21 protein-coding genes are annotated in these 20,465 nt (G+C 39.8%); 12 read left to right on the top strand and 9 right to left on the bottom strand.

All coding sequences use genetic code 11. The annotated features are described in order from the left end of the window. Window positions 1-2: 2 nt before the first annotated feature. From proB to rplU, 5 genes are all read right to left on the bottom strand, one after another. On the bottom strand, window positions 3-869 hold the full coding sequence (proB, locus tag CH361_RS09555) for a glutamate 5-kinase (RefSeq protein ID WP_100790615.1): 867 nt from the start codon (window positions 867-869) through the stop codon (window positions 3-5). Next, window positions 856-1,881 (bottom strand): GTPase ObgE, encoded by a 1,026-nt coding sequence (obgE, locus tag CH361_RS09550; RefSeq protein WP_100790614.1) that lies wholly within the window; start codon window positions 1,879-1,881, stop codon window positions 856-858. Before obgE ends, proB begins: the two co-directional genes overlap by 14 nt. Before the next feature lie 77 nt (window positions 1,882-1,958). Further along, window positions 1,959-2,216 (bottom strand): 50S ribosomal protein L27, encoded by a 258-nt coding sequence (rpmA, locus tag CH361_RS09545; RefSeq protein WP_100742967.1) that lies wholly within the window; start codon window positions 2,214-2,216, stop codon window positions 1,959-1,961. A gap of 3 nt (window positions 2,217-2,219) precedes the next feature. Then, window positions 2,220-2,549, bottom strand: a complete 330-nt coding sequence (locus CH361_RS09540) for a ribosomal-processing cysteine protease Prp (protein ID WP_100790613.1) — start codon at window positions 2,547-2,549, stop codon at window positions 2,220-2,222. Continuing rightward, entirely contained in the window at window positions 2,550-2,858 is a 309-nt protein-coding gene (gene rplU, locus CH361_RS09535; RefSeq protein WP_100790612.1) for a 50S ribosomal protein L21, read from the bottom strand. It lies immediately after the preceding gene. A 118-nt stretch (window positions 2,859-2,976) separates the two neighbouring features. Here rplU and typA point away from each other — a divergent pair, with 118 nt between their 5' ends. Further along, window positions 2,977-4,785, top strand: a complete 1,809-nt coding sequence (typA, locus tag CH361_RS09530) for a translational GTPase TypA (RefSeq protein WP_100790611.1) — start codon at window positions 2,977-2,979, stop codon at window positions 4,783-4,785. A 93-nt stretch (window positions 4,786-4,878) separates the two neighbouring features. Here typA and CH361_RS09525 read toward each other — a convergent pair whose 3' ends face one another. Both CH361_RS09525 and CH361_RS09520 read right to left on the bottom strand, forming a co-directional pair. Continuing rightward, window positions 4,879-6,327, bottom strand: a complete 1,449-nt coding sequence (locus CH361_RS09525) for an AsmA family protein (protein WP_100790610.1) — start codon at window positions 6,325-6,327, stop codon at window positions 4,879-4,881. A gap of 82 nt (window positions 6,328-6,409) precedes the next feature. Then, entirely contained in the window at window positions 6,410-6,838 is a 429-nt protein-coding gene (locus CH361_RS09520) for a hypothetical protein (protein ID WP_100790609.1), read from the bottom strand. A gap of 47 nt (window positions 6,839-6,885) precedes the next feature. Between CH361_RS09520 and CH361_RS09515 the strand changes: the two genes are divergently transcribed. The 4 genes from CH361_RS09515 (at window position 6,886) to CH361_RS09500 (ending at window position 12,007) form a co-directional block, all read left to right on the top strand. After that, window positions 6,886-7,893 (top strand): hypothetical protein, encoded by a 1,008-nt coding sequence (locus CH361_RS09515; protein ID WP_100790608.1) that lies wholly within the window; start codon window positions 6,886-6,888, stop codon window positions 7,891-7,893. 171 nt (window positions 7,894-8,064) lie between these two features. Further along, window positions 8,065-9,885 (top strand): GAF domain-containing SpoIIE family protein phosphatase, encoded by a 1,821-nt coding sequence (locus tag CH361_RS09510; protein WP_100790607.1) that lies wholly within the window; start codon window positions 8,065-8,067, stop codon window positions 9,883-9,885. A 14-nt stretch (window positions 9,886-9,899) separates the two neighbouring features. Further along, complete coding sequence (locus tag CH361_RS09505) at window positions 9,900-11,324, top strand: ammonium transporter (protein ID WP_100790606.1); 1,425 nt, start codon at window positions 9,900-9,902, stop codon at window positions 11,322-11,324. 38 nt (window positions 11,325-11,362) lie between these two features. After that, entirely contained in the window at window positions 11,363-12,007 is a 645-nt protein-coding gene (locus CH361_RS09500; protein WP_100790605.1) for an LIC11874 family lipoprotein, read from the top strand. Here CH361_RS09500 and CH361_RS09495 read toward each other — a convergent pair. Further along, a complete protein-coding gene (locus CH361_RS09495; protein WP_100790604.1) occupies window positions 12,004-12,750 on the bottom strand; it encodes a menaquinone biosynthetic enzyme MqnA/MqnD family protein in 747 nt (248 codons plus the stop codon). The genes CH361_RS09500 and CH361_RS09495 overlap by 4 nt on opposite strands. 71 nt (window positions 12,751-12,821) lie before the next feature. Between CH361_RS09495 and CH361_RS09490 the strand changes: the two genes are divergently transcribed. Continuing rightward, complete coding sequence (locus CH361_RS09490) at window positions 12,822-13,679, top strand: CheR family methyltransferase (protein WP_100790603.1); 858 nt, start codon at window positions 12,822-12,824, stop codon at window positions 13,677-13,679. 6 nt (window positions 13,680-13,685) lie between these two features. On the opposite strand, the gene CH361_RS09485 is transcribed toward CH361_RS09490, so the two are convergent. Further along, window positions 13,686-14,198 carry an HIT family protein gene (locus tag CH361_RS09485; RefSeq protein ID WP_100790602.1) on the bottom strand — a complete coding sequence of 171 codons (513 nt, stop codon included), beginning with the start codon at window positions 14,196-14,198 and terminating at the stop codon, window positions 13,686-13,688. A 72-nt stretch (window positions 14,199-14,270) separates the two neighbouring features. On the opposite strand from CH361_RS09485, the gene rsmH reads away from it, so the two are divergent. Genes rsmH through CH361_RS09455 form a run of 6 tightly spaced genes read left to right on the top strand, consistent with a single transcriptional unit; the run spans window position 14,271 to window position 20,456 of the window. After that, window positions 14,271-15,215, top strand: coding sequence for a 16S rRNA (cytosine(1402)-N(4))-methyltransferase RsmH (rsmH, locus tag CH361_RS09480; RefSeq protein WP_100790601.1), 945 nt, complete (start codon window positions 14,271-14,273; stop codon window positions 15,213-15,215). Then, complete coding sequence (locus CH361_RS09475; protein WP_100790600.1) at window positions 15,203-15,556, top strand: hypothetical protein; 354 nt, start codon at window positions 15,203-15,205, stop codon at window positions 15,554-15,556. The genes rsmH and CH361_RS09475 overlap by 13 nt, the downstream gene beginning before the upstream one ends. Further along, complete coding sequence (locus CH361_RS09470) at window positions 15,556-17,082, top strand: UDP-N-acetylmuramoyl-L-alanyl-D-glutamate--2,6-diaminopimelate ligase (protein ID WP_100790599.1); 1,527 nt, start codon at window positions 15,556-15,558, stop codon at window positions 17,080-17,082. Before CH361_RS09475 ends, CH361_RS09470 begins: the two co-directional genes overlap by 1 nt. 10 nt (window positions 17,083-17,092) lie before the next feature. Further along, window positions 17,093-18,205, top strand: coding sequence for a phospho-N-acetylmuramoyl-pentapeptide-transferase (gene mraY / locus CH361_RS09465; protein WP_100790598.1), 1,113 nt, complete (start codon window positions 17,093-17,095; stop codon window positions 18,203-18,205). A gap of 20 nt (window positions 18,206-18,225) precedes the next feature. Beyond that, a complete protein-coding gene (locus CH361_RS09460; protein WP_100790597.1) occupies window positions 18,226-19,374 on the top strand; it encodes an FtsW/RodA/SpoVE family cell cycle protein in 1,149 nt (382 codons plus the stop codon). After that, window positions 19,371-20,456, top strand: coding sequence for a UDP-N-acetylglucosamine--N-acetylmuramyl-(pentapeptide) pyrophosphoryl-undecaprenol N-acetylglucosamine transferase (locus tag CH361_RS09455; protein WP_100790596.1), 1,086 nt, complete (start codon window positions 19,371-19,373; stop codon window positions 20,454-20,456). Before CH361_RS09460 ends, CH361_RS09455 begins: the two co-directional genes overlap by 4 nt. The last annotated feature ends 9 nt before the right edge of the window (window positions 20,457-20,465 follow it).

Raw genomic sequence — 20,465 nt, 5'->3', positions numbered from 1 at the left:
GTTTACTCCGACTGAAAGGAAAAAAAATGAGTTTGGATTTCAGATGCATTGGGAATTTGGTGAGGCAATTCAGGATTTGCGATTAAAGTTCCCATGTTTTCCGTTTCAAAAAACTGAGAAATTGCATGTTTTTTTTCACCGTTAACAATCCCTGTTTTAATTCCAAATGGTAACAAAAGTTTTGCGGCATTGATTTTAGTAAACATCCCACCGGTTCCAGGGCCAGAGGGCCCTGTGGCTAGGTTTTCTGTTTCTTTTGTAATCTCAGTAAATAAATCAATCTTTGAATTCTCTTTCAAAAATCCATCCACACCTGTGAGAATGAGAAGGAGATCCGCGCCCACAATAGACGCCACAATTGCAGAAAGAATATCGTTATCACCTAAATTGATCTCTTCAGTAGAAACAGAATCATTTTCATTCACGATGGGGAGAATTCCCCAATTTAGTAGTTGGCGAAAGGTTTGTTTGAGGTTGGTAAAACTTTTTTCTTCGTTTAAGTCTTTTCTGCCAAAAAGAATTTGAGCAATGGGAATGTTCACTCGACTAAAAAAACTTTCATAAAGATTGAGGAGTTTGTTTTGACCCATAGCAGCAAATGCCTGCTTTTCGGCGAGAGTGGTTTTCCCGTTGGGAAGAGACTGATCTCCCGCTTGGTCTACGAGAAGTTTTTTTCCTTGAGCAATCGCTCCAGAAGAAACAAGGATCACTTCTTTCCCTTGGTCTCTGAGGGAACGAATATCGCCCACAAGATCATACAAAAAATCATTAATTTTAGATTCTTCACCGGAAACACGTGCACTTCCGATTTTAATCACAATGAGTTTTGCTTTTTGGAGGGAGTTTAAAAAGTCCTTACGTGTTTTCATAAACTAACTTTGATTTTTCTTCAAAAAAAACTTTGTCGATCCGTTCCAGAAGATACTCTAAATTGGATTCTTTATCTGCAGAAATACAAATGATTTCCCCTAAATGAGAATAGTTCTTTTGGATCTCTTCTGTAAAACCTGGATCGTTGTCCCAAATATCCATTTTATTGATCACAAGTAGGTATTTTTTCTTTAGTAGAGATTCGTTGTAATTACCAAGCTCACTTCGTAACATTTCCAATTCTTCTTCTAATTGTAAGTTACTTCCATCAAACAAAAACAAAATCCCTTGGACTCGTTCAATATGTTTGAGAAAACTAATCCCAAGACCTACACCCCGAGATGCTCCTTCAATGATTCCAGGAATATCTGCTACCGTATACCGAAACAAATCTTCGTGTCTATGCACCACACCAAGGTTAGGGGAAAGGGTAGTAAAGGCATAACCCGCAATTTTTGGATGCGCATGTGTGATTTTGGCGAGTAAAGTAGACTTACCGGCATTAGGTAATCCTACAATTCCTATATCAGCAAGAAGTTTGAGTTGTAATAATAAGGAAAGTTCACCACCTTCCTCTCCGGGTTGGCTGTAGCGGGGAGCCTGTTGTACAGAAGTTTTAAAAAAAGTATTTCCTTTTCCGCCCCGTCCCCCAGTGGCAATGGTAAAACTTTCCCCATCTGCATTAAAATCATAGAGGAGTTCCATCGTTACCGAATCAAAGATTTGGGTTCCCACAGGGACTTTTAGAACCAGATCTTCACCATTTTTGCCATTTCGATTTTGACCGAGCCCTGGTTCTCCATCTTGTGCTGGGTACAAACGATCGGGAAGGTAATTTTCCAAAGTCATCATCCGACCTTCCGCAAGAAAGATCACATCACCACCTTTGCCACCATCACCCCCGTCGGGACCACCAAATTCCACAAACTTCTCTTTATGAAAATGGACAGAACCTGCCCCTCCGTGTCCGGCTCGAATTTGAATGGGTACTTCGTCGATAAATCCGCTCATAATTTCCTTTAGTCAAAAAAAAACCCGTTCAAGGGAGATCCTAAAACGGGTTTTGTCCTCTCATTTGTAGGAGAGGATTACACTTTCGGGTAAACGGAGATTTGTTGTCTTTCTCTAGTTACATGTTCGAAAGTCACAACACCGTCAACAAGTGCGTAAAGAGTATGGTCACGACCAATCCCTACGTTTTTTCCGGGTTTGTATTCAGTTCCTCTTTGGCGAACAATAATGTTCCCAGCAATGGCAAATTGACCACCGTAAACTTTTACACCAAGTCTCTTTGATACCGAATCACGACCGTTCTTTGTGGATCCACCACCTTTCTTTGTAGCCATTGTTTACCCCTTTATTATTTCGTCTTGGATGGAAATCGCTTGGGAATGAGAGTGTTCTAAACTTTTTAATCCAAACGCAACCATGGAGAGTAGGCTTTGGTAACCATCTCGTTGATTTTGTTTTACTAAAAACTTTAAATACCCGTCTCTTTTTTCTTCCGATTCCAAACTGCTTTGTGATGCTAAATATGAGTGAGCACTCTGAACGAGAGTGGAAACTCCTGCACACAAAAGATTTTCGCCTTTCGAACCAAAGTCCGTGGGAGAATGTCCTTCCAGTTGGATTCCTGCGATCTTCCCTCCTAAATCTTTAAAAATCTTACTATAAATCAATTATCCGTTGATGGACACTACTTGGAGTTTTTGGAGTTGTTGTCTATGACCCCAAGACTTCTTGTAGTTTTTTCTTTTTTTGTATTTGAAACCGTGGATTTTGTCACCCTTGCAGTCTTCTAATACTTTCAAAGTCACTTTCGCACCGGAAAGTGCTGGTGCTCCAATGTTGACTTTGTTATTATCGGAAAGGAGTAGGACTTTCGTTTCTACTGTGCTTCCAACCGAGTTTCCTGTTTTTTCTGCGACGAATACCTGGTCAGGAGACACTTTAAATTGTTTGGCTCCAAGTTCAATGATGGCGAACATATAACTATCCTAATCTCTTTCTCGAATGTAGTTCTTACCAGGATTTCTGACAGCCACCTCTTGTCAAACTGAAATCCCCATTTACAGCCTAACTGGATTAGAATTTCTGGTAAAAACAATGGAAATTCGCAACATCGCCATCATCGCACACGTCGACCACGGTAAGACGACACTCACTGATTGTATCCTTCGCCATACGGGCGCCGTAACCGCAAAAGAAGACCGAGAAAGACTCATGGATTCCAACGCATTGGAACAGGAAAAAGGGATTACCATCCTTGCTAAAAACACCTCGGTAAAATACAAAGGCACTCGCATTAATATCGTAGACACTCCAGGTCACGCGGACTTCGGAGGGGAAGTGGAACGAGTTCTGTCCATGACAGACTGCACACTTTTACTTGTCGATGCTTTCGACGGGCCCATGCCACAAACTCGGTTTGTTCTAGGAAAATCACTCCAACTCGGACACAGACCAATCGTGGTTGTAAACAAAGTAGACCGTGAAGGTGCAAGACCTGGATACTCAGTAGACAAAGTATTTGATTTGTTTAGTGATCTAGGTGCCACCGAAGAACAATTAGACTTCCCTATCATCTATGCTTCTGCAAAACAAGGTTGGGCAGTAAACCAACTTTCTGAAGTCCCAGGTTCTAACATCGAACCACTTCTCGACAAAGTTTTGGAACATGTTGCTGCCGTTAAAAGTGAAAGCGACAAAGCCCTCCAATTCCAAGTAACAGCTCTTGATTATAATGAATACGTAGGTCGTATCGCGATTGGTAAAATTTACCAAGGGACTATGAAAAAAGGTGCCGATGTAACACTCGCAAAAACCAACGGAACCACTGCGAATTATAAAATCACTAAACTTTATGGTTATGAAGGTCTCACACGTTACGAAATCGACGAAGCAGGGTCTGGAGATATCGTTGCTATGGCAGGAATTCCAGATGTGTTCATCGGGGATACTGTTTGTGATCTTGGAAATCCACTTCCACTTCCAGCCATCCAAGTAGAAGAACCAACTGTTTCCATGTTCTTTATGGTCAACAACTCTCCATTTGCTGGTAAAGAAGGAAAGTTTGTAACGACAAGAAACCTTCGCGAACGCCTTGACCGCGAACTTGAAACAAACGTTGCCCTTCGTTTGGAAGAAACAGAAGACAAAGATCGTTTTAAAATTTTGGGTCGTGGGGAACTCCATTTATCTATCCTCATTGAAAACATGAGAAGGGAAGGATATGAACTCCAAGTATCTCGTCCTGAAGTCATCATCAAACAAAATGAAGCTGGTGAAAAGATTGAGCCATACGAAACACTTGTGATGGATCTTCCTGACCAATACTCGGGTGCTTGTATCCAGGAACTAAACCGCCGTAAAGGGGAACTCACCGGAATGGATGCTCATACTTCCGGAATCACTCGTGTGGAATATGTAATCCCCACTCGTGGTCTGATCGGATTCAGAGGGCATTTTATTTCAGAAACTCGTGGAGAAGGGGTAATGTCTAGTCGCTTCTTACGATTTGATAAATACAAAGGTGAGATTCCTGGTCGTAAAAACGGAGCTCTTATTTCTATGGACTCTGGGGAATCCACTGCTTATGCACTTTGGAAAGTTCAGGAACGTGGAGAACTATTCATTGAACCACAAGTAGCAGTGTATCCAGGGATGATTCTGGGAATGAATAGCCGTGATTCGGACTTAGAAGTAAACCCTGTGCGTGAGAAAAAATTAACCAACGTTCGTGCCTCTGGATCTGACGAAGCGATTCGTCTTGTTCCACCTAAGAGACTGACTTTGGAACAATCCATTGAATTTTTGGATGATGATGAACTTCTGGAAGTAACTCCAGCTAGTTTACGTCTTCGTAAAAAAGTTCTGGATGCAAGTATGAGAAAAAGATCCAGTGGTGGAAGATAGGTAGAATAAAAAATTCTAACGCAAGTTCTATAACTGAAGATAAAAGGGACTAAATGTTTAGTCCCTTTTTTATGTACTTTTCGATTTTGCTTTTTAAAATCCAAGTCCTTTGAGTGCATCACCCGCACCTGGAATTTTTTTCAAAGCATCGGCGGCTTTTCCTTTGATCACTTCTTTTACGGCACCACCAATTAAATCGGTTAAAGTTCCGAGACCAACACCGAGTTCCACATTCGGGTTACGGATATCTCCATAGGTTCGAAAAGGAATGAAAAGCCTTTCGTCTTTAATCAGATTTCCCACAATTTTATTTCGGAGGGCTCTCGGATCCCCTTGGCCTTTTGTGGCTTGTTTGATTTTTTCATCTAGTGAGGCTAAGGATTTTTTGGATTCATCTTCATCATAGAGCATTCCCATCTTCATTTCATGGTAATTAGTGGTGGTTATGATGTAAGAACCCTTGGTAATTTGTAAGTCATAATTCTTTGTCGGAAATGTTGGTTCATCTAGAAAGGTCACTCTTCCGTTGCTATATTCCACTTTGAAAGAAACATCTTTTTTTAATTCTGCTTTCTCTTTTAGTTTATCCAACTTCAAACCAGCTTGATCTAAGACAGGAAGTTCGCCGGCTATAGCATCAAAAGCAGCAAATCCAGAAACAAAAGAATCTTCCTTCATTGTAACTTCATAAATCACCTTTGGATTCACAAGACCAGTTTTGACTACAAAAGGGGTTACCTTTCCTTCCGTTTCCAGAATGAACTTTGCGGCTTCCTTTTTATTTCTTCCAATGATGGTGACGTCAGCATCAAAATTCACATTTACATTGTTATGCGAACTAAGGTCACTTCCATCGATATCAATATCTTTTAGTTCCAAGTCCAATTTTTGAATTTGGATTTGTTGACCTGTTTTACGCATATTGACTTGGATGTTTCCTTCTTGGATGCCCACAAGTCCCATTTTGATGGCGATAGGAATGTCTTTGATAGAAAATGGGCCAGATGGTGGGGCACTTGCTTTTTCCTTTGCCTCTTCTTCCTCAGCTGCCTTTTTTTCTGCTAACGCTTCTGGTGAAAGTGCAGGGTTCTTTTCTCCATCTACGATCTTTGGTGTTTTAAAAAGAGAAGTGAGATTGTTTCCCCCATCTTCATTCATGCTTAGAGAAATTTCTGGTTTTTTTAAAACGATTTTGTTTACTTTTAGAGTTTTAGTCAGTAGAGCTAAAAAAGAGATTTTAACATCAGCTTTACCTAATTGGATAAGTCCTTTTGGTTTTGATTTTCTTTCCTCCAGTGGAGTGCCTTTATTTGCCACTTCATCACGCGGGGCAAGGATGATTCCTTCAATTTCAATTCCCGAAAGAACATTGAATAGACTGATGTTGACTGATTCGACATGGGCCCTTACATTGATGGATGATTCGATTTGTTTGACAAGAAAACTAGGGGTGATAAAACTCCCAGCAAAAACTAACGCGATGATTACGATAAGGAGAATGGCACCAAAGAAAGCACCAATTCCATAACCTATTTTTTTCATATTGTCTCCTAATTTCAGCACTAAAGAGTGGATTAGAGACTAAGGCAAAATGACTTTCTGTAAAGTAAAAAAGGGAAAGAAATTAATTCAAAAACCGTACGGAACTAATGATATTGGTTAGTTGCTGGAAAAGTTCATCTCCTACCTCTTCATCTGAATTGTAAGTCAAAAGAATCATTCTAGTGTGGTTGGCGACCATATACACCATCCAAACACGATCCTCTTTCAGGAACTCACAAGCACGAATGGAAGAACCTTCATTATTTTCAAAAACGGCTACGTTTTCCGCATCGTAATCAATTTCATGGATCTTTAAATAGTTTTCTAATTCGTAGTCTACGTTAAAATCTTCTTGTTTTGATTCAAAGGCATAGACTTGTAAAGCTCCACCGCCATCAGGATGGAAAAAAGCTGGGATTTCCTCAACAACCATATGTTCCCAAGTGGCAGGAAACAGAAAAGAATACCAACCTTGTGGAGATCGAAATTGTTTGTACATGGGTTTTGTCATTGGAAATCCCTTTTCTTTCCAATAAATCTTTGGAGTAATGGCAGTAAATGATTTTCAAAAGAAAATACTATTTCCTGGTGTTTGGATTTTTTCTTTCCATTTCTGCTTTTGGGAATTTACAGGCTCAAATCTCAGGTTATGAATCGGCATACCCATCAGCTTATTTGCTGGGACTTTCTTCTTCGGGAGTGGTCACAAAAAATACAATGGGGAGTCTTTATGGGAATACAGCTTTTTTAGCAGAACAGCCGAAACATCTATTAGATGGAGGAGTAAACGGAAGTTATGCGAATCCAAAAGTATCCCCTTTATACCTGGCAGGAGCTTTGTATTTTTCCTATTCTGATTCTTTAGGATTTGGATTTAGGGCCAAACCTGTTTTTTTACGATCTTTTCCTGCGGATGAAAGATTTTCCAATTATGCCTTCCAAGGATTTGTTAGTTGGAAATTAAACGAATATCTTTCTTTTGCTATTAATTTAGGCCCAGGTGTTTCGGGAAGGCTTGGCGGTTACAGTTCTTATTCTTGGAATGTTTCTGCCTCAACTGCTTTCCAGTATGGAGATTTTCGACTTGGAATTATTTTAGAATCTCCTGGTAATTATAGGTTTGATCAATATTTAGGATCTGAAAAATTGAAGGAACGTCTTCCTGAACGTTTGTTAGTTGGTGTAGGTTACAAAATCACAGAAACAATAGATTTACAAATTGAAGCCAATCGAACTTTTTTTGAAAGATCAAATATCTCTCTCAATGGCGGAGAAAATTCTTTTTCGTATCCCGTGAGAACCATGTATGCAGGTAACGTAGGTTTAGCGATTGGAAAGATAGACTCATTCCAATTTCTTACGGGACTGGGAAGAGAGTTTCGTGCAGATTCTACATTAAGAGGATTTTATACAGCTTCGATTGGGCTTGCGGGTTCCATCTTTCCTAAAGAACTTGGGGAAGGTTATTTGTATTCAGTTTCGCTCCAAAGATCGGGTATCAGTGTTCCCGAAAGAGACGGAGCCGAAACCAGAGCTGCTGCACAAATCCAAATCCGGTTCCAATGATGAACACCATTTGCACAAAAAATAAGCAATTTGGCTGTTTTCCATAAACACGGATTCATCCATTCGCTGAAAATCAGCACATAATGTAGAGAAATATAGGATATTCTGACTTCTTTAGGCGAGATGCACTGTCGGTACGATACTTGCATCTAAATCAGAAAGGTATCCAATATGGTTGATTTCAAAGTTTCCAAACGAATGCTCGTCAACTTCCGCGGACAAAACAAAGTCGTGGGAGGATTAACAGACAAAGATAAAATTGCGATCCTTCTCTACATTTCCAAAGAATTTGCTAATTTAGATAGAGAAGACCAACTCTTTTCTAAGGTCATCCTGATCTGTCAGGAAATTTTTGAGTCGGACAATACAACACTCAGACTCTGGGATGGGGAATTCCTTGTTCCCGTTAAGTTTGTGAAAGAAACAGAGCCTCCTCGCCGCAACTTGGTGATGGGGGAAGGGTATTCCGGTTCTGTTTTTGAAACAAAAGAACCAGTGCTTGTGAATGATCTAACTCGCTCCGCTCATTTTTTTGATGAGGGAGAAAAAACCAAATCGGTAATGTGTGTTCCGATCATGCAAAAAGAAGAAATTCTGGGAACACTTGCCGTAGAAAGTGAACGTGAGAATTTTTATATCACTGATGACTTAGAAATTTTAGAAGCCCTTACTTCCCAACTAGCATTAGCTCTTTATGGAGTTCGACTCATTGAAGGACTTGTCACTGCAAGAGCAAGAGAAGCGGCAATCTTAAATCAGTTAGAATGGGATTTAAAAATGGGACGAAATGTCCAAAGTCAAATCCTCCCGCAAGACTTAAGTGCATGGAATGGAATTTCTTTTGCAAGCCACTATGAACCAATGGCGGAAGTGAGTGGAGATCTTGTTGATATTGTCAGACAAGGTCATTCGCTTACGGCAATTAACATTGATGTGTCGGGACATGGGATTCCTGCAGCTCTTGTAACTATGGCCATCCACCACCAATTCCGTAGATCGGTAATGGCAGGTCTTGGTCTTACTGAGATTATGGAAGAGCTTGGTGAAAAATTAAGAGAACAACTTCCGGAATCTACTTATTTCACTGCGTTTATGGTTCGTATCTTTAGCGATTATACGTTTGGGTATGTAAATGCAGGACACCAAAGAATGCTTCATTATAAAGCTGCTGATGATACTTTTATTCAGTATGATACAAAAGGTGTACCTCTTGGAATCCTTCCTGTAAGGAAAATTGATTATGAAGAAAAACAAGGAAAACTAGAACCTGGTGACTTTTTACTTCTGATCTCTGATGGATTTAGTGAACAAAGAAATCATTTAAAAGAAGAAGTGGGAGTGGATCGAATTCTCACTTGGTTACAAGACGAAAGAGAAAAATTAGTTATGGAAGGGCGTGGAAAAGTTGATTTGAAAAAACTTTCTAGTGCTTTTATGGAACGATTCCGTGCTTACCAGGGAGATGTTCCCAATGGTGACGATTTAAGTTTTCTTTTCCTCTACTGTGGAGACTCCATTCCAGAAGCTTCGCATTATATCCAAATGGCAAAACAGTCCAATTCCAAAATGAAAATGGAAGAGGCTTATGCTCAAGCTCTCAAAGCTTTCAGCATTGATTCTTCTTTAAAAGAGATTTTGGTATTTTTAGGAAAGATGTATTACCGAGACGGAAAATACAGCGAAGCCATTCGATATTTGGAAGAGTATTTAAGAACATCCGGAGATAATACAGCCGCATCACATTTTATGATGGGACGAGCTTATTACAAAGCCGGTTTGATTTCGGAAGCAAAACGAGCGTTAAAGATGGCACTATCAAGTGACCATAGTTTTGCAAAAGCAAGTATCTTACTTGCACAATGTTATTTGAAAGAAAATGCGAAACCAAAGGCAATCAAAGTATTGCAGCAAGGCGTAAAAAACACACCTCAAAGTATGGAACTAAAAACATCACTTTTAAGGTTAGAAGCTCATTCGCAGAAAGCTAGTTAAGTTAAGGAAAGTTTATGAAACGATTTGGGATATTATTTAGTTTAGCAGTCCTTCTGGTTGCTTCCTCTTTGGGAGCCGAAGAAACTGAAAGTAACAAAGAGAGTCTAGAAACATTGGCAAAAGAAATGGCAAGTATCAAAGCGTCCTTAGATGAGACCAAACTTGCTTTAGAAACAACAAAACAGGAATCAAATTGGGTGTGGACCTGCATCGCAGCCTTTCTTGTATTTTTTATGCAGGCTGGTTTCGCTTATGTGGAAGCAGGGTTCACAAGGGCAAAAAATGCGGTGAATATTTTAATGAAAAACTTCTCTGACTTAACCGTCGGAGCTATCGCCTATTGGGTGATTGGTTTTTCCATTATGTTTGGACCGCAAGTCTTAACTGGATTTGGAGTGGGTGTTCCGGCTTTTGCGGAAAGCCTGATCAATGCGGAAGATGGAAGTATGGATCCTTCCAAATACACTTTCTTTATCTTTCAAATTGTATTTGCTGCTACTGCCGCAACAATCGTATCAGGAGCCATGGCGGAGAGGACAAAGTTCTCCGCTTATTTGGTCTTTTCAATTATCATCACCGCTTTCATTTATCCGATCTTTGGATCTTTTGCTTGGGGAAGTCTCCTTGGAATTTCTTCAGGATTTTTGGAAACCTTGGGTCTTGGTGGTGGAGAAGGAGTTGGATTTCACGACTTCGCAGGTTCAACCGTTGTCCATAGTGTGGGCGCCTGGGCTGGGTTAGCTGGTGCGATCGTGGTAGGTCCACGTATGGGAAAATTCCAAACGGATGGGAGAGTGTATCCAATCTTAGGACACAATATGTCCATGGCGGCTCTCGGTGTTTTTATCCTTTGGTTTGGTTGGTTCGGGTTCAACCCTGGGTCCACGACTTCGATTGAAGGTGGAAATTTTGCAAGGATTGCCGTTGTGACTCATATGTCAGCCTGTGCTGGCGCCATTTCAGCAATGATCCTTACTTGGCTATTATTCAAAAAACCGGAAATCGGCTTAACGTTGAATGGAGGTCTGGCAGGGCTTGTAGCAATTACCGCTCCTTGCGATGTAGTAAGTATCACTGGGGCTGTGGTGATCGGTGCCGTTGCCGGTATCCTTGTGATCATCTCTGTGCTTTTTCTCGATAAAATCAAAATTGATGATCCTGTGGGAGCGGTCTCCGTTCATGGAGTTTGTGGGGCTTGGGGAACCTTATCTGTCGGTCTATTCAGCCTAGAAACAGGATTATTTGCTGGAGCCGGTTTTGCTCAGTTTGCGGCGCAGGCCATCGGCGTGGTCACTGCATTCTTATGGGCATTCCCGACAAGTTTTCTCATGTTTTATGTAATCAAGTGGACAATGGGATTACGCGTTTCCGAAGAAGAAGAGTTATTAGGACTCGATATTTTAGAACACGGAAACGAAGCTTACCCAGTTTCCAAATAGTCCTTGACCCTAGGCTTTCTACATGGGAAGCCTAGGATGTGTTTCGTTTTCTTCCTTTTACATTCGTTTTTTTATTCTTTTTTGGTTGTTTTGAATACGAAGAAACCATTCTTTTTCGAAAACAAAGTTCGGGAACCGTAGAAATCGCTTATACCGTACCTTTAAAAAAGGACTCGAACGACTCACTCATTAAGTTTTTGCCGACCTCCAAGGAAGAAATTCTAACCTCCATCAAAAAAAAATCGAATAACAACCTACAGGTGAGAGACTTCACTTTCCGCGAATTAGAAAAATCAGAAACAACTGATATGTATTTTAAGAGAAAGGGAAAGGTATCCTACAAATTAGATTTTGAGGATCCTTTACATCTGGAAGGAGTTCTTCTCGGAACCTTTTCCATCAAATCCAAACCAAGAACCCTTCTCATCAAAAGAGATTTTCTCAACCTAACAGATAGTACAATTGCAGAGGCTGGGGCTGGAGAGAAAAAAATCATTTCCGAAACCTCAAGGCTTCTTCGGGAAGGGCGCATCCAGTTTAAAGTTTTATTCCCTAAAGATTCGGAATGTAGTTCAAACAGAGGTTTTATTGGACTTGGGAATTTGACATACCAAATCCCCCTCCAAGAAACATTAGAAAATCCCGAATCCAAAACCTGGGAATACAAAATTCGTTTTTTCTAAACGAGTTTTAATTCCCTAGCTGATTTGATAAACAAATCAAACCCATCGAGGTTCTTTTGTTCAGGAATATAATGTAACTCTTGTTTGAGATACCGATCGGTAATGGCAATCGGAAGCCTTTTTTCCTCTTTAATGATAGAATCAAGCTCTTTCAGTCCATACTCTAAGGCGGTTAAGAAGAGCCTATCATCCCAAACCCTTCCCTTCGGAAAGGCCCAAAATGCAAAACTAAAATACAGTCCTGTAGAACGATTCCACCATTCGGCCAGATCCACAACCTGGTATCCAGGTACCGGTGTTTGCAACAAAGCATGGTCACCAAACAAAAGATGAGAACCACGACCTTCTTTCATCATTTCAGAGATTTCGGAGGCTGGGGTAGGAACCACTTCTACTAACTTTCCAAATTCGCGATAAAGAAGGCATTGGAGAAGGGCTACACTCGAACGAGAACCTTTGTCTGTGTAAACTACCTTTGGCATCCCAGGCTCAGATTCGTGTCGAAAGAAAAGAACCGACCGGACCACGTCCCTTGCACAAACTCCTACGATTTTGGTGTAGTCCAAGGTTTCACGATTTCTTTCGCATTCGATAGAAGAAACCAGCGCACAGTCAAGCTCACCTTGTTTTAGAAGCTCAATGAGAACACTCGGATTGTCGTAAACTGGTGAATATCCGGAAGTTCTCTCAAAATAGAGGGTTAGGGGGCGGGCATTCAGGTGTTTTACGATGCCTATTTTCATTATCTATTTTCCCTTATAAAAAACAACTTGTCAGAAATAGAAAAAGGTGTCGAATCACTTGCGAGGGCAAATTGGACTTTCGAACATCTTTAAACACAATCGGTGATGCCGAATTTGAATTCATTAAAAATTTAGTGTACAAACAAGCCGGTATCTTTTTAGCACCGCATAAAAAAATTATGGTTCAGTCCCGGCTCAATGCAAGACTTCGGACTCTAGGAATTGCGAATTTTGAGAACTACGTTGCCAAACTGAAACTTGATCCAAAGTTTGCCACTGATGAAATGCAAGAACTCATCAATCGCATAACAACCAATAAAACAGATTTTTTTCGGGAAAACCACCATTTTGAATTTTTAAAAAACCAATATTTCCCTGCTTTAGAACAAGCCGCGGCAGCGGGAGGACCAAAAACTCTTCGTATTTGGTGTTCTGCTTCCTCCACAGGAGAGGAGCCGTATTCCATTGCCATTACGGTTTATGAATATTTTAATTCTAAACCAGGTTGGAATTGTAAAATCTACGCTTCCGATATCGATACTCAGGTCATTGCCACTGCTAAAAAGGGACTGTACCGAGATGAAAGACTGGAACCGGTTTCTGAGGCGATGAAATCAAAACATTTCATTAAAACGACAGAGAAGGATCATGTTTTTTATGAAGCAAAACCTCATCTGAAGGCACTGATTGATTTTAAACAAATCAATCTTTTGCATTTTCCCTTTCCCATCTCAGAGAAACTAGATTTGATTTTTTGTAGGAACGTGGTCATTTACTTTGATAAACCAACTCAGAAAACTCTATTTCAAAACTTCGAGGCTAGTTTGAAACCAAAAGGATATTTAATCTTAGGTCACTCGGAAACTATGTTTGGGATTTCTGATAGTTTTAAGTTTTTGGGCCACACCATCTACCAAAAGAAAGAATAAGAAGGTTTAGTTTTCTTCTACCCAGAGTTTTTTTAAGTCCTCCCACATTTGGTAGGGTTCATAGATCACGATCCTTGTATTGGAAATGACATCTAAGAATCCTGCCTCATTGGGAAAACGAGGAACAATATGCTCGTGGATATGTGGGATGGAACCCCCGCTATTTTTCCCTAGATTATAACCTATATTAAACCCTTGCACTCGCCATTGTTTCTCGAGAATTCTCATGGCTTTTTGAGTGAGTCTATGGATGTCTAGGGCCTCATCTTCTGTTAACTCTAAATAATGAATGATATGGCGTTTGGGAAAGATAATGAGATGGCCCGGATTGTAAGGGAAAAGGTTGATCGAAACAATGGACAGTTCTGTTTCTGCAATGGTTAGATTGGGAACAATTTCGTTTTTATCACGTACTCCGCAAAGGATACAGTCTACATTGGGTCTATCGCCTTTGGCATAACCCAATTTCCCTATACTGAAGAGGTTTTTTCTATGGGAGTGTTCTTCATAGGAACTCATTGTTACTTTCAATCTCCCCAAAGGATTAAAGGATTGCAAGGATTTTGACAGGTATACAGTAAGAAAGTAACAGTGTCAGAATCGCCTCATATTCCCGTACTTCCAGGAGAAGTCATCGATTTACTAAAGAAAACAGAAAGTTCCGAACCCCAGTGGTTCCTTGATGGGACAGCTGGCGAAGGTGGGCATTCAAAACTCATTTTACAAACATTTCCGAACGCCCGCCTGATTCTTATCGATCGAGATGCGGTGATGTTAGAACGAGCCAAAAAAGAGATCCATTCCTCCCTTGGCTCACTCGATCGAGTGCATCCGTTTCAGATGAATTTTTCGGAAGTAGACCAAGACCTACTCGATTCTTTGGAATGCCCGGGGCTAGACGGAGCACTTGTGGACCTTGGTGTTTCTCTATTTCATTTTCTCCACTCAGGGAGAGGTTTTACCTTCAAAAATGAAGAACCTCTGGATATGCGGTTAGAACCACAAGTGGGGAGAAAAACAGCAGCCGATGTAGTTAATTATAGCACAGTTCTCCATTTAAAAAAAGTATTTTGGGAATATGGAGAAGAACGTTGGGCCTTAAAGGTTGCAAATAACATTGTACAGTCGAGGCAGAAAAAAAAATTCGAAACCAATACTGATCTCGTGAAACTAGTGGAAGCTTCGATTCCTAGAAAGTTTTGGCCCAAAGAAACCCATCCTGCTACAAGGATATTCCAAGCACTTCGGATTGAGGTCAACGAAGAACTGTTACATGCTGAAAAAGGAATTCGAAACATTGCTAGTTGTTTGAAACTGGGGGGTGTTTTTGCTTGTATTTCCTTTCATTCTTTGGAAGACCGAATCGTGAAGTGGACATTCAGAGATCTAAAAGCGAACGAACCATTTGAAATCCTTACCAAAAAACCCATCTTACCCACGGATCTTGAGATCAAAGAAAACAGAGCCTCACGATCTGCAAAATTGAGAGGCATTCAAAAGATAGAGCCGATAGTAAATAAGAGATGGGAAAAATGAAAGGGAAACTAAGGAATATTTCAGAATTTATTTTTGAATTTTTTTCTCCTTTAAAACCTGTTATGGTTTTGTTACCATTTTTTATCTTTTTTTATTCTGTTGTTTGGCAAGGTCTAGAAAAGGCAAGGCTGAACAGGCAAATCCACGAAAGAACTGCAACCAAAGAAGAACTCAAACGAAAAAACGATGAATTAAAAATTGGAATTGTCGCTTACACTTCAGCAGAACGAATTGAAACCCTTTACCGTAGAACCTACCAATTCCTTCCCATCAGTTTAGGGAATAGAACCGTAACGATAGAACTTCCTCCCATTCCTGACTTGGATTCAAAAGAAAAATAATGAAATTATCAGAACTCATCAAACGTATCCCTGATGTAAAACTCATCCGAGGAGAATCCTCTTTTGAAGTGGATTATATTTGGGGAGATAGTCGTAAACTAAAACCTAATGATATCTTTGTTTTGCCAGAAGATAGTGCCGAAAGACAAGAAAGTTTTCTAACGATGGCAAGAGAGATTGGTGTAAAAGTGATTCTTCTTTCTAAACGCAATCTCAAACTAAAAGGTTTAGATGATTTTCCTGTAATCCTGGAAACTGAAGATTCTGCTTGTGAAGCCCACGGTAAACTCGCTTGTCTCTTAGCGGGAAATCCAGCCAAAAAATTAAAAATTGTAGCCATCACAGGAACCAACGGCAAAACCTCTTTGACCTTTATCCTTTTCCACCTAGCAAGAAAAGTTGGGAAAAATGCGGCTCTCATTGGAACCGTACAAATCCAAATTATGGATCGAATTTTAGAATCTGGGTACACAACTCCAGATGCATCCTCACTCAACCTCCTTCTTAAGCAAATGGTAGAAGAAGGGATTGAATATGTATTTATGGAAATGAGTAGCCATGGATTAAAACTCGGTCGTGTAGCAGGACTCGAAATTACCTGTGCCGGATTTACAAACCTGACCCAAGACCATTTGGATTTTCATTCCAATATGGATGATTACTTTGAAAGTAAGTTTAAAATTTTCCAACTTTTGGAACAATCATCGGTAAAAAATAAATTCGGACTTGTGGCTTGCGATGTTCCTTTTGGACCAGAAATGGTCAAACGAATTGAAAAGGCAAAACTCAAATCCCCAATTTATATTTTTGGAAAATCGGGTGAGTTCAACTATTCCAATACAAAACTTTCTTTATTACAGAGTGAATACCGATTTCATAAAAAAGCAAAAAACTTACCTTTTGTAGAAGTTCGGTCCATCAAAACAAATCTTCTTGGAAATTTTAATGTTTTTAACACATCCTTTGCTTTAGCAATTGCTTATGAACTTGGATTTCCATGGGAAGAGGTGATTTCTTGTTTGGAGAAAATTCCTACAGTTCCCGGTAGGTTCCATGTGGTTCCCTATCCTGACCGTTCAAGAATTGCAGTTGTAGATTATGCACACACTCCAGATGCATTGGAGAATATCTTAAAAAGTTGTGTGGAAATTGCTCCCAAACAAATCATCTGTCTTTTTGGATGTGGTGGAGACAGAGACCGCACCAAACGTCCGCAAATGGCAAGGCTTGCAGAAAACTTAGCCGATTTTGTGGTTCTTACTTCTGATAATCCCAGAACCGAAAATCCAGAATCCATTTTGGATGAGATTGAAGCTGGTTTTTCTCGTGGTTTCAAAAGGTATGAGAAAATCACCGACAGAAGGGTTGCCATCCAAAGGGCGGTGGCTCTTTTAGAACGAGATGGAATTTTGGTAGTTGCCGGCAAAGGCCATGAAACCTACCAAATCATTGGCAAAGAAAAAACAAAATTTGTAGATTTCGAAGAAATAGAGAATGCTTTTCAAAATTTAGGAATGGGTCGATAGGGGAAATAGAATGTTCCAGTGGATTTATGAATCGTTTGGAAACGATTATGGTTTCCTAAGAGTTTTTAGTTATGTAACCCTTCGTGCGATGATGGCGGGGCTTACAGCGATGTTCATTACCTTTATTTTTGGGAAGTCATTGATTTCTTTTCTACTTTCTTTGAAGTTTCGAGAATCAGTTCGGAACGACGGTCCCCAGTCCCATGCTGCCAAATCGGGAACCCCCACGATGGGAGGCCTCATCATGATCCTCTCCCTTACCGTCTCTACCTTGTTATGGGGGAATCTTTCTAACCTAAATGTTTTGTTACTTTTAATTTCTGCCATTCTTTTTGCTGGTCTTGGATTTACTGATGACTACATGAAGTCTGTAAAAAAGATCAAAGGGGGAATGCGAGCCAGAACCAAATTTTTAGTGACTATCTTCTTTGCCGTTTCCATCACGACTCTTTACTTTTATTTTACTGGAAAATCAAACACCGTACCGAATAAGGGAGTGGTATTTACTATCACTGATTTATTTTTACCCTTTGTGAAAGGACCTGTTTGGAACTTAGGACTTCTGGCTGTTCCTTTTGCCATCATCGTCCTCATTGGAAGTTCTCATGCTGTCAATCTTACTGATGGACTGGATGGACTTGCTTCTGGAACCGTAGTGATTGCAACTGCTACTTTTGCTTTAATTTCCTATGTATCGGGAACACCATCGGCTGCAAACTATTTGCACATTCCTTACCTTCCTGGCTCTCATGAATATGCAGTTTTCCTTGCAGGACTCTCCGGCGCCTTACTTGGATTTTTATGGTTCAATTGCCATCCTGCACAAGTATTTATGGGGGATACAGGTTCTTTGTTTTTAGGATCCACTCTTGGTCTTGTTGCCATTATGTTAAAAAAAGAAATTCTACTCGTAATTCTCGGTGGGATCTTTGTAGCCGAAGCCGTGAGTGTGATCTTACAAGTAGGTTCTTTTAAACTGACAGGAAAACGAATCTTTAAAATGGCCCCCTTACACCACCATTTTGAATTGTCTGGTTGGTCTGAGGAAAAGGTTGTGATCCGGTTTTGGATCATCGGAATCATCCTTGCCATCATTACTTTATCCACGCTAAAGATCCAGTAGTCGATAGCGGTAAGGAAGATATGGAAATTTACCGAAAGCTTCAAAACCTCTTTCGATTTGGAAGTTCGAGGTTTGATGGCCCGGTACTTTATGGGATTTTTTTTCTGTTTGGAATGGGTATTGTTGTTATGTACAGTGCCTCAGTGATTCCCGCCGAACGAGAGTTCTCTGATTCGAGTTATTACCTTCATAAACAATTGTTATGGGGTGGTATTGGGATTTTTAGTTTTTTGGTTTTTAGTCAAATCCCATACCAGTTTCTTGTACGATGGTCTTTTGTTTTTTCCGTCCTTAGTTTATTACTACTCATATCTGTTTTTATTCCAGGTCTTGGTAAATCAGTTGGAACCAGTTACGGAAGGAGTTTTAATCGTTGGATCCAAATTGGCGGAATCCAAATCCAACCCTCCGAATTTTCTAAAATTAGCATTTTATTATTTTCCTCTTATTTCTTTTATAATTTTGATTTTAAAAAAGTAAAATGGGATCGAAAAAAAATTATATCTGTATTTTTAATTTTTGCCACATTGATACTCATTGTCATCGAACCTGCATTTGGAACGACCATCGAACTTCTCCTCGTTTTGTTTTTCTTTGTTTTGCTTGCCGGCTTTCCTATGAAGCGGCTTTTTATTTTAGGAGCTTCCGTATTGCCTCTCCTTGTGGTTCTCGTCACACAAGTAGGGTATAGAAAAAAACGATTGGAAATTTGGCTGGATCCTTATAAATTCCGATTCGATGAAGGCCACCAACTCGTAACTAGTTTTCGTGCTTTTTTTGATGGTGGGAGTTTTGGTCGCCCTGTCGGATCCGGTTACGCCCATAGGTATTTAGCCTATAGCCATACTGATTTTGTGATGGCTTCCTTTGTTGAGGATTTTGGGTTTTTAGGCTTTTTTATCTTTTTATTAGTAGTTGTTTTGCTACTCATCCGAATTTATTTTTTACTTCTACGTACTAAGGACAAATTGGGGTTCTTTTTGGGTTCAGGAATTTTAATCCTTTTTGGATTCCAAACCATTTTAAACTTATTTGTGATTACCGGAATTGTCCCTGTTACGGGAATTTCTCTTCCTTTTTTAAGTTATGGTGGATCCTCGCTCATCACAATTTTTATCCTATTCGGAATTCTTGCCAACATCACGAGTAAAGAGAATTTGGTATTATGAGTGGATCTGTTTTAATTGCAGCCGGGGGAACCGGTGGACATATATCTCCGGGTGTGGCACTTGCTGAAGTTTTGGCGGAAAAAATCTCAAGTTTTGGATTTGATGCCGTTTATTTACATTCTCTTGTTCGTAATAAAGACAATCCAGATCTATTAAATCCACCTTGCCAAGTCCTTTGGCACAATGTACCACAGTTAGGTGGTCTTAAGACAATCATTTACCCTTTTTTATTTATATATCCATTTATCAAAACAATCCTACTTTTTCGTAAATTAAAAATACAGGCTGTGATTGGAATGGGAGGGTATTCAAGTTTACCATCCATACTTTATGCCATTTTATTTAGAAAGAAATTGTATCTCTGCGAACAAAATTGTGTTCCAGGAAAAATCACACGTATCTTCTCTAGGTTTTCTAAAAAAATTGCATTTAGTTTTCCTTTAGCAGAAGTTTATTCTATTCCTGGAAAAACGATTGGAAATCCCATTCGTAAAAGAGTGATTCCCGAATTACTCAACATTCGACAAAATGAAAACTTACATGAAGGAAAAAAGAATACTGTCAATGTTTTGGTTTTAGGAGGATCGCAAGGGGCAAGACAACTCAATCAAATGATCCTCAAAACGATGGAGAACCAAGAAATTGCTTCTAAATATAAATTTCGGTTACTGACTGGGACTTCTCTCTATGAAGAGACCAAACGGAAATCAGTCGGTGATGCCGAAATCATTTCTTATGCCAATGATATGAAACCAAATTATGAATGGGCAAATATCGTTGTAGCAAGGTCAGGGGCAGGAGTTCTTGCCGAATGTTTGGTTTTTGGTTTGCCAATGATTCTCATTCCTTACCCTTTTGCTGCTGACAATCATCAAAAAGAAAATGCAAATTATATTGAATCTCAAGGTGCTGCGGTGACCATTCATTCTACCTCTGAGGATCCAACAAGACTAGTACAAATTTTACTAGGTTGGAAAGACCATTCCGAAATTTTACGTGAGATGGGTCATACTTCATTAGCTCTTTCTAATGTAAATGCGGCTTACCAAACAGTTTCGTACTTTTTCACTGACAAGGGTTAAACCAATTTT

The sequence above is a fragment of the Leptospira brenneri genome (assembly GCF_002812125.1).
Taxonomy (GTDB): domain Bacteria; phylum Spirochaetota; class Leptospiria; order Leptospirales; family Leptospiraceae; genus Leptospira_A; species Leptospira_A brenneri.
The sequence above is the reverse complement of the archived record's forward strand: the minus strand, read 5'-3'. Positions and strand labels throughout refer to the sequence as shown.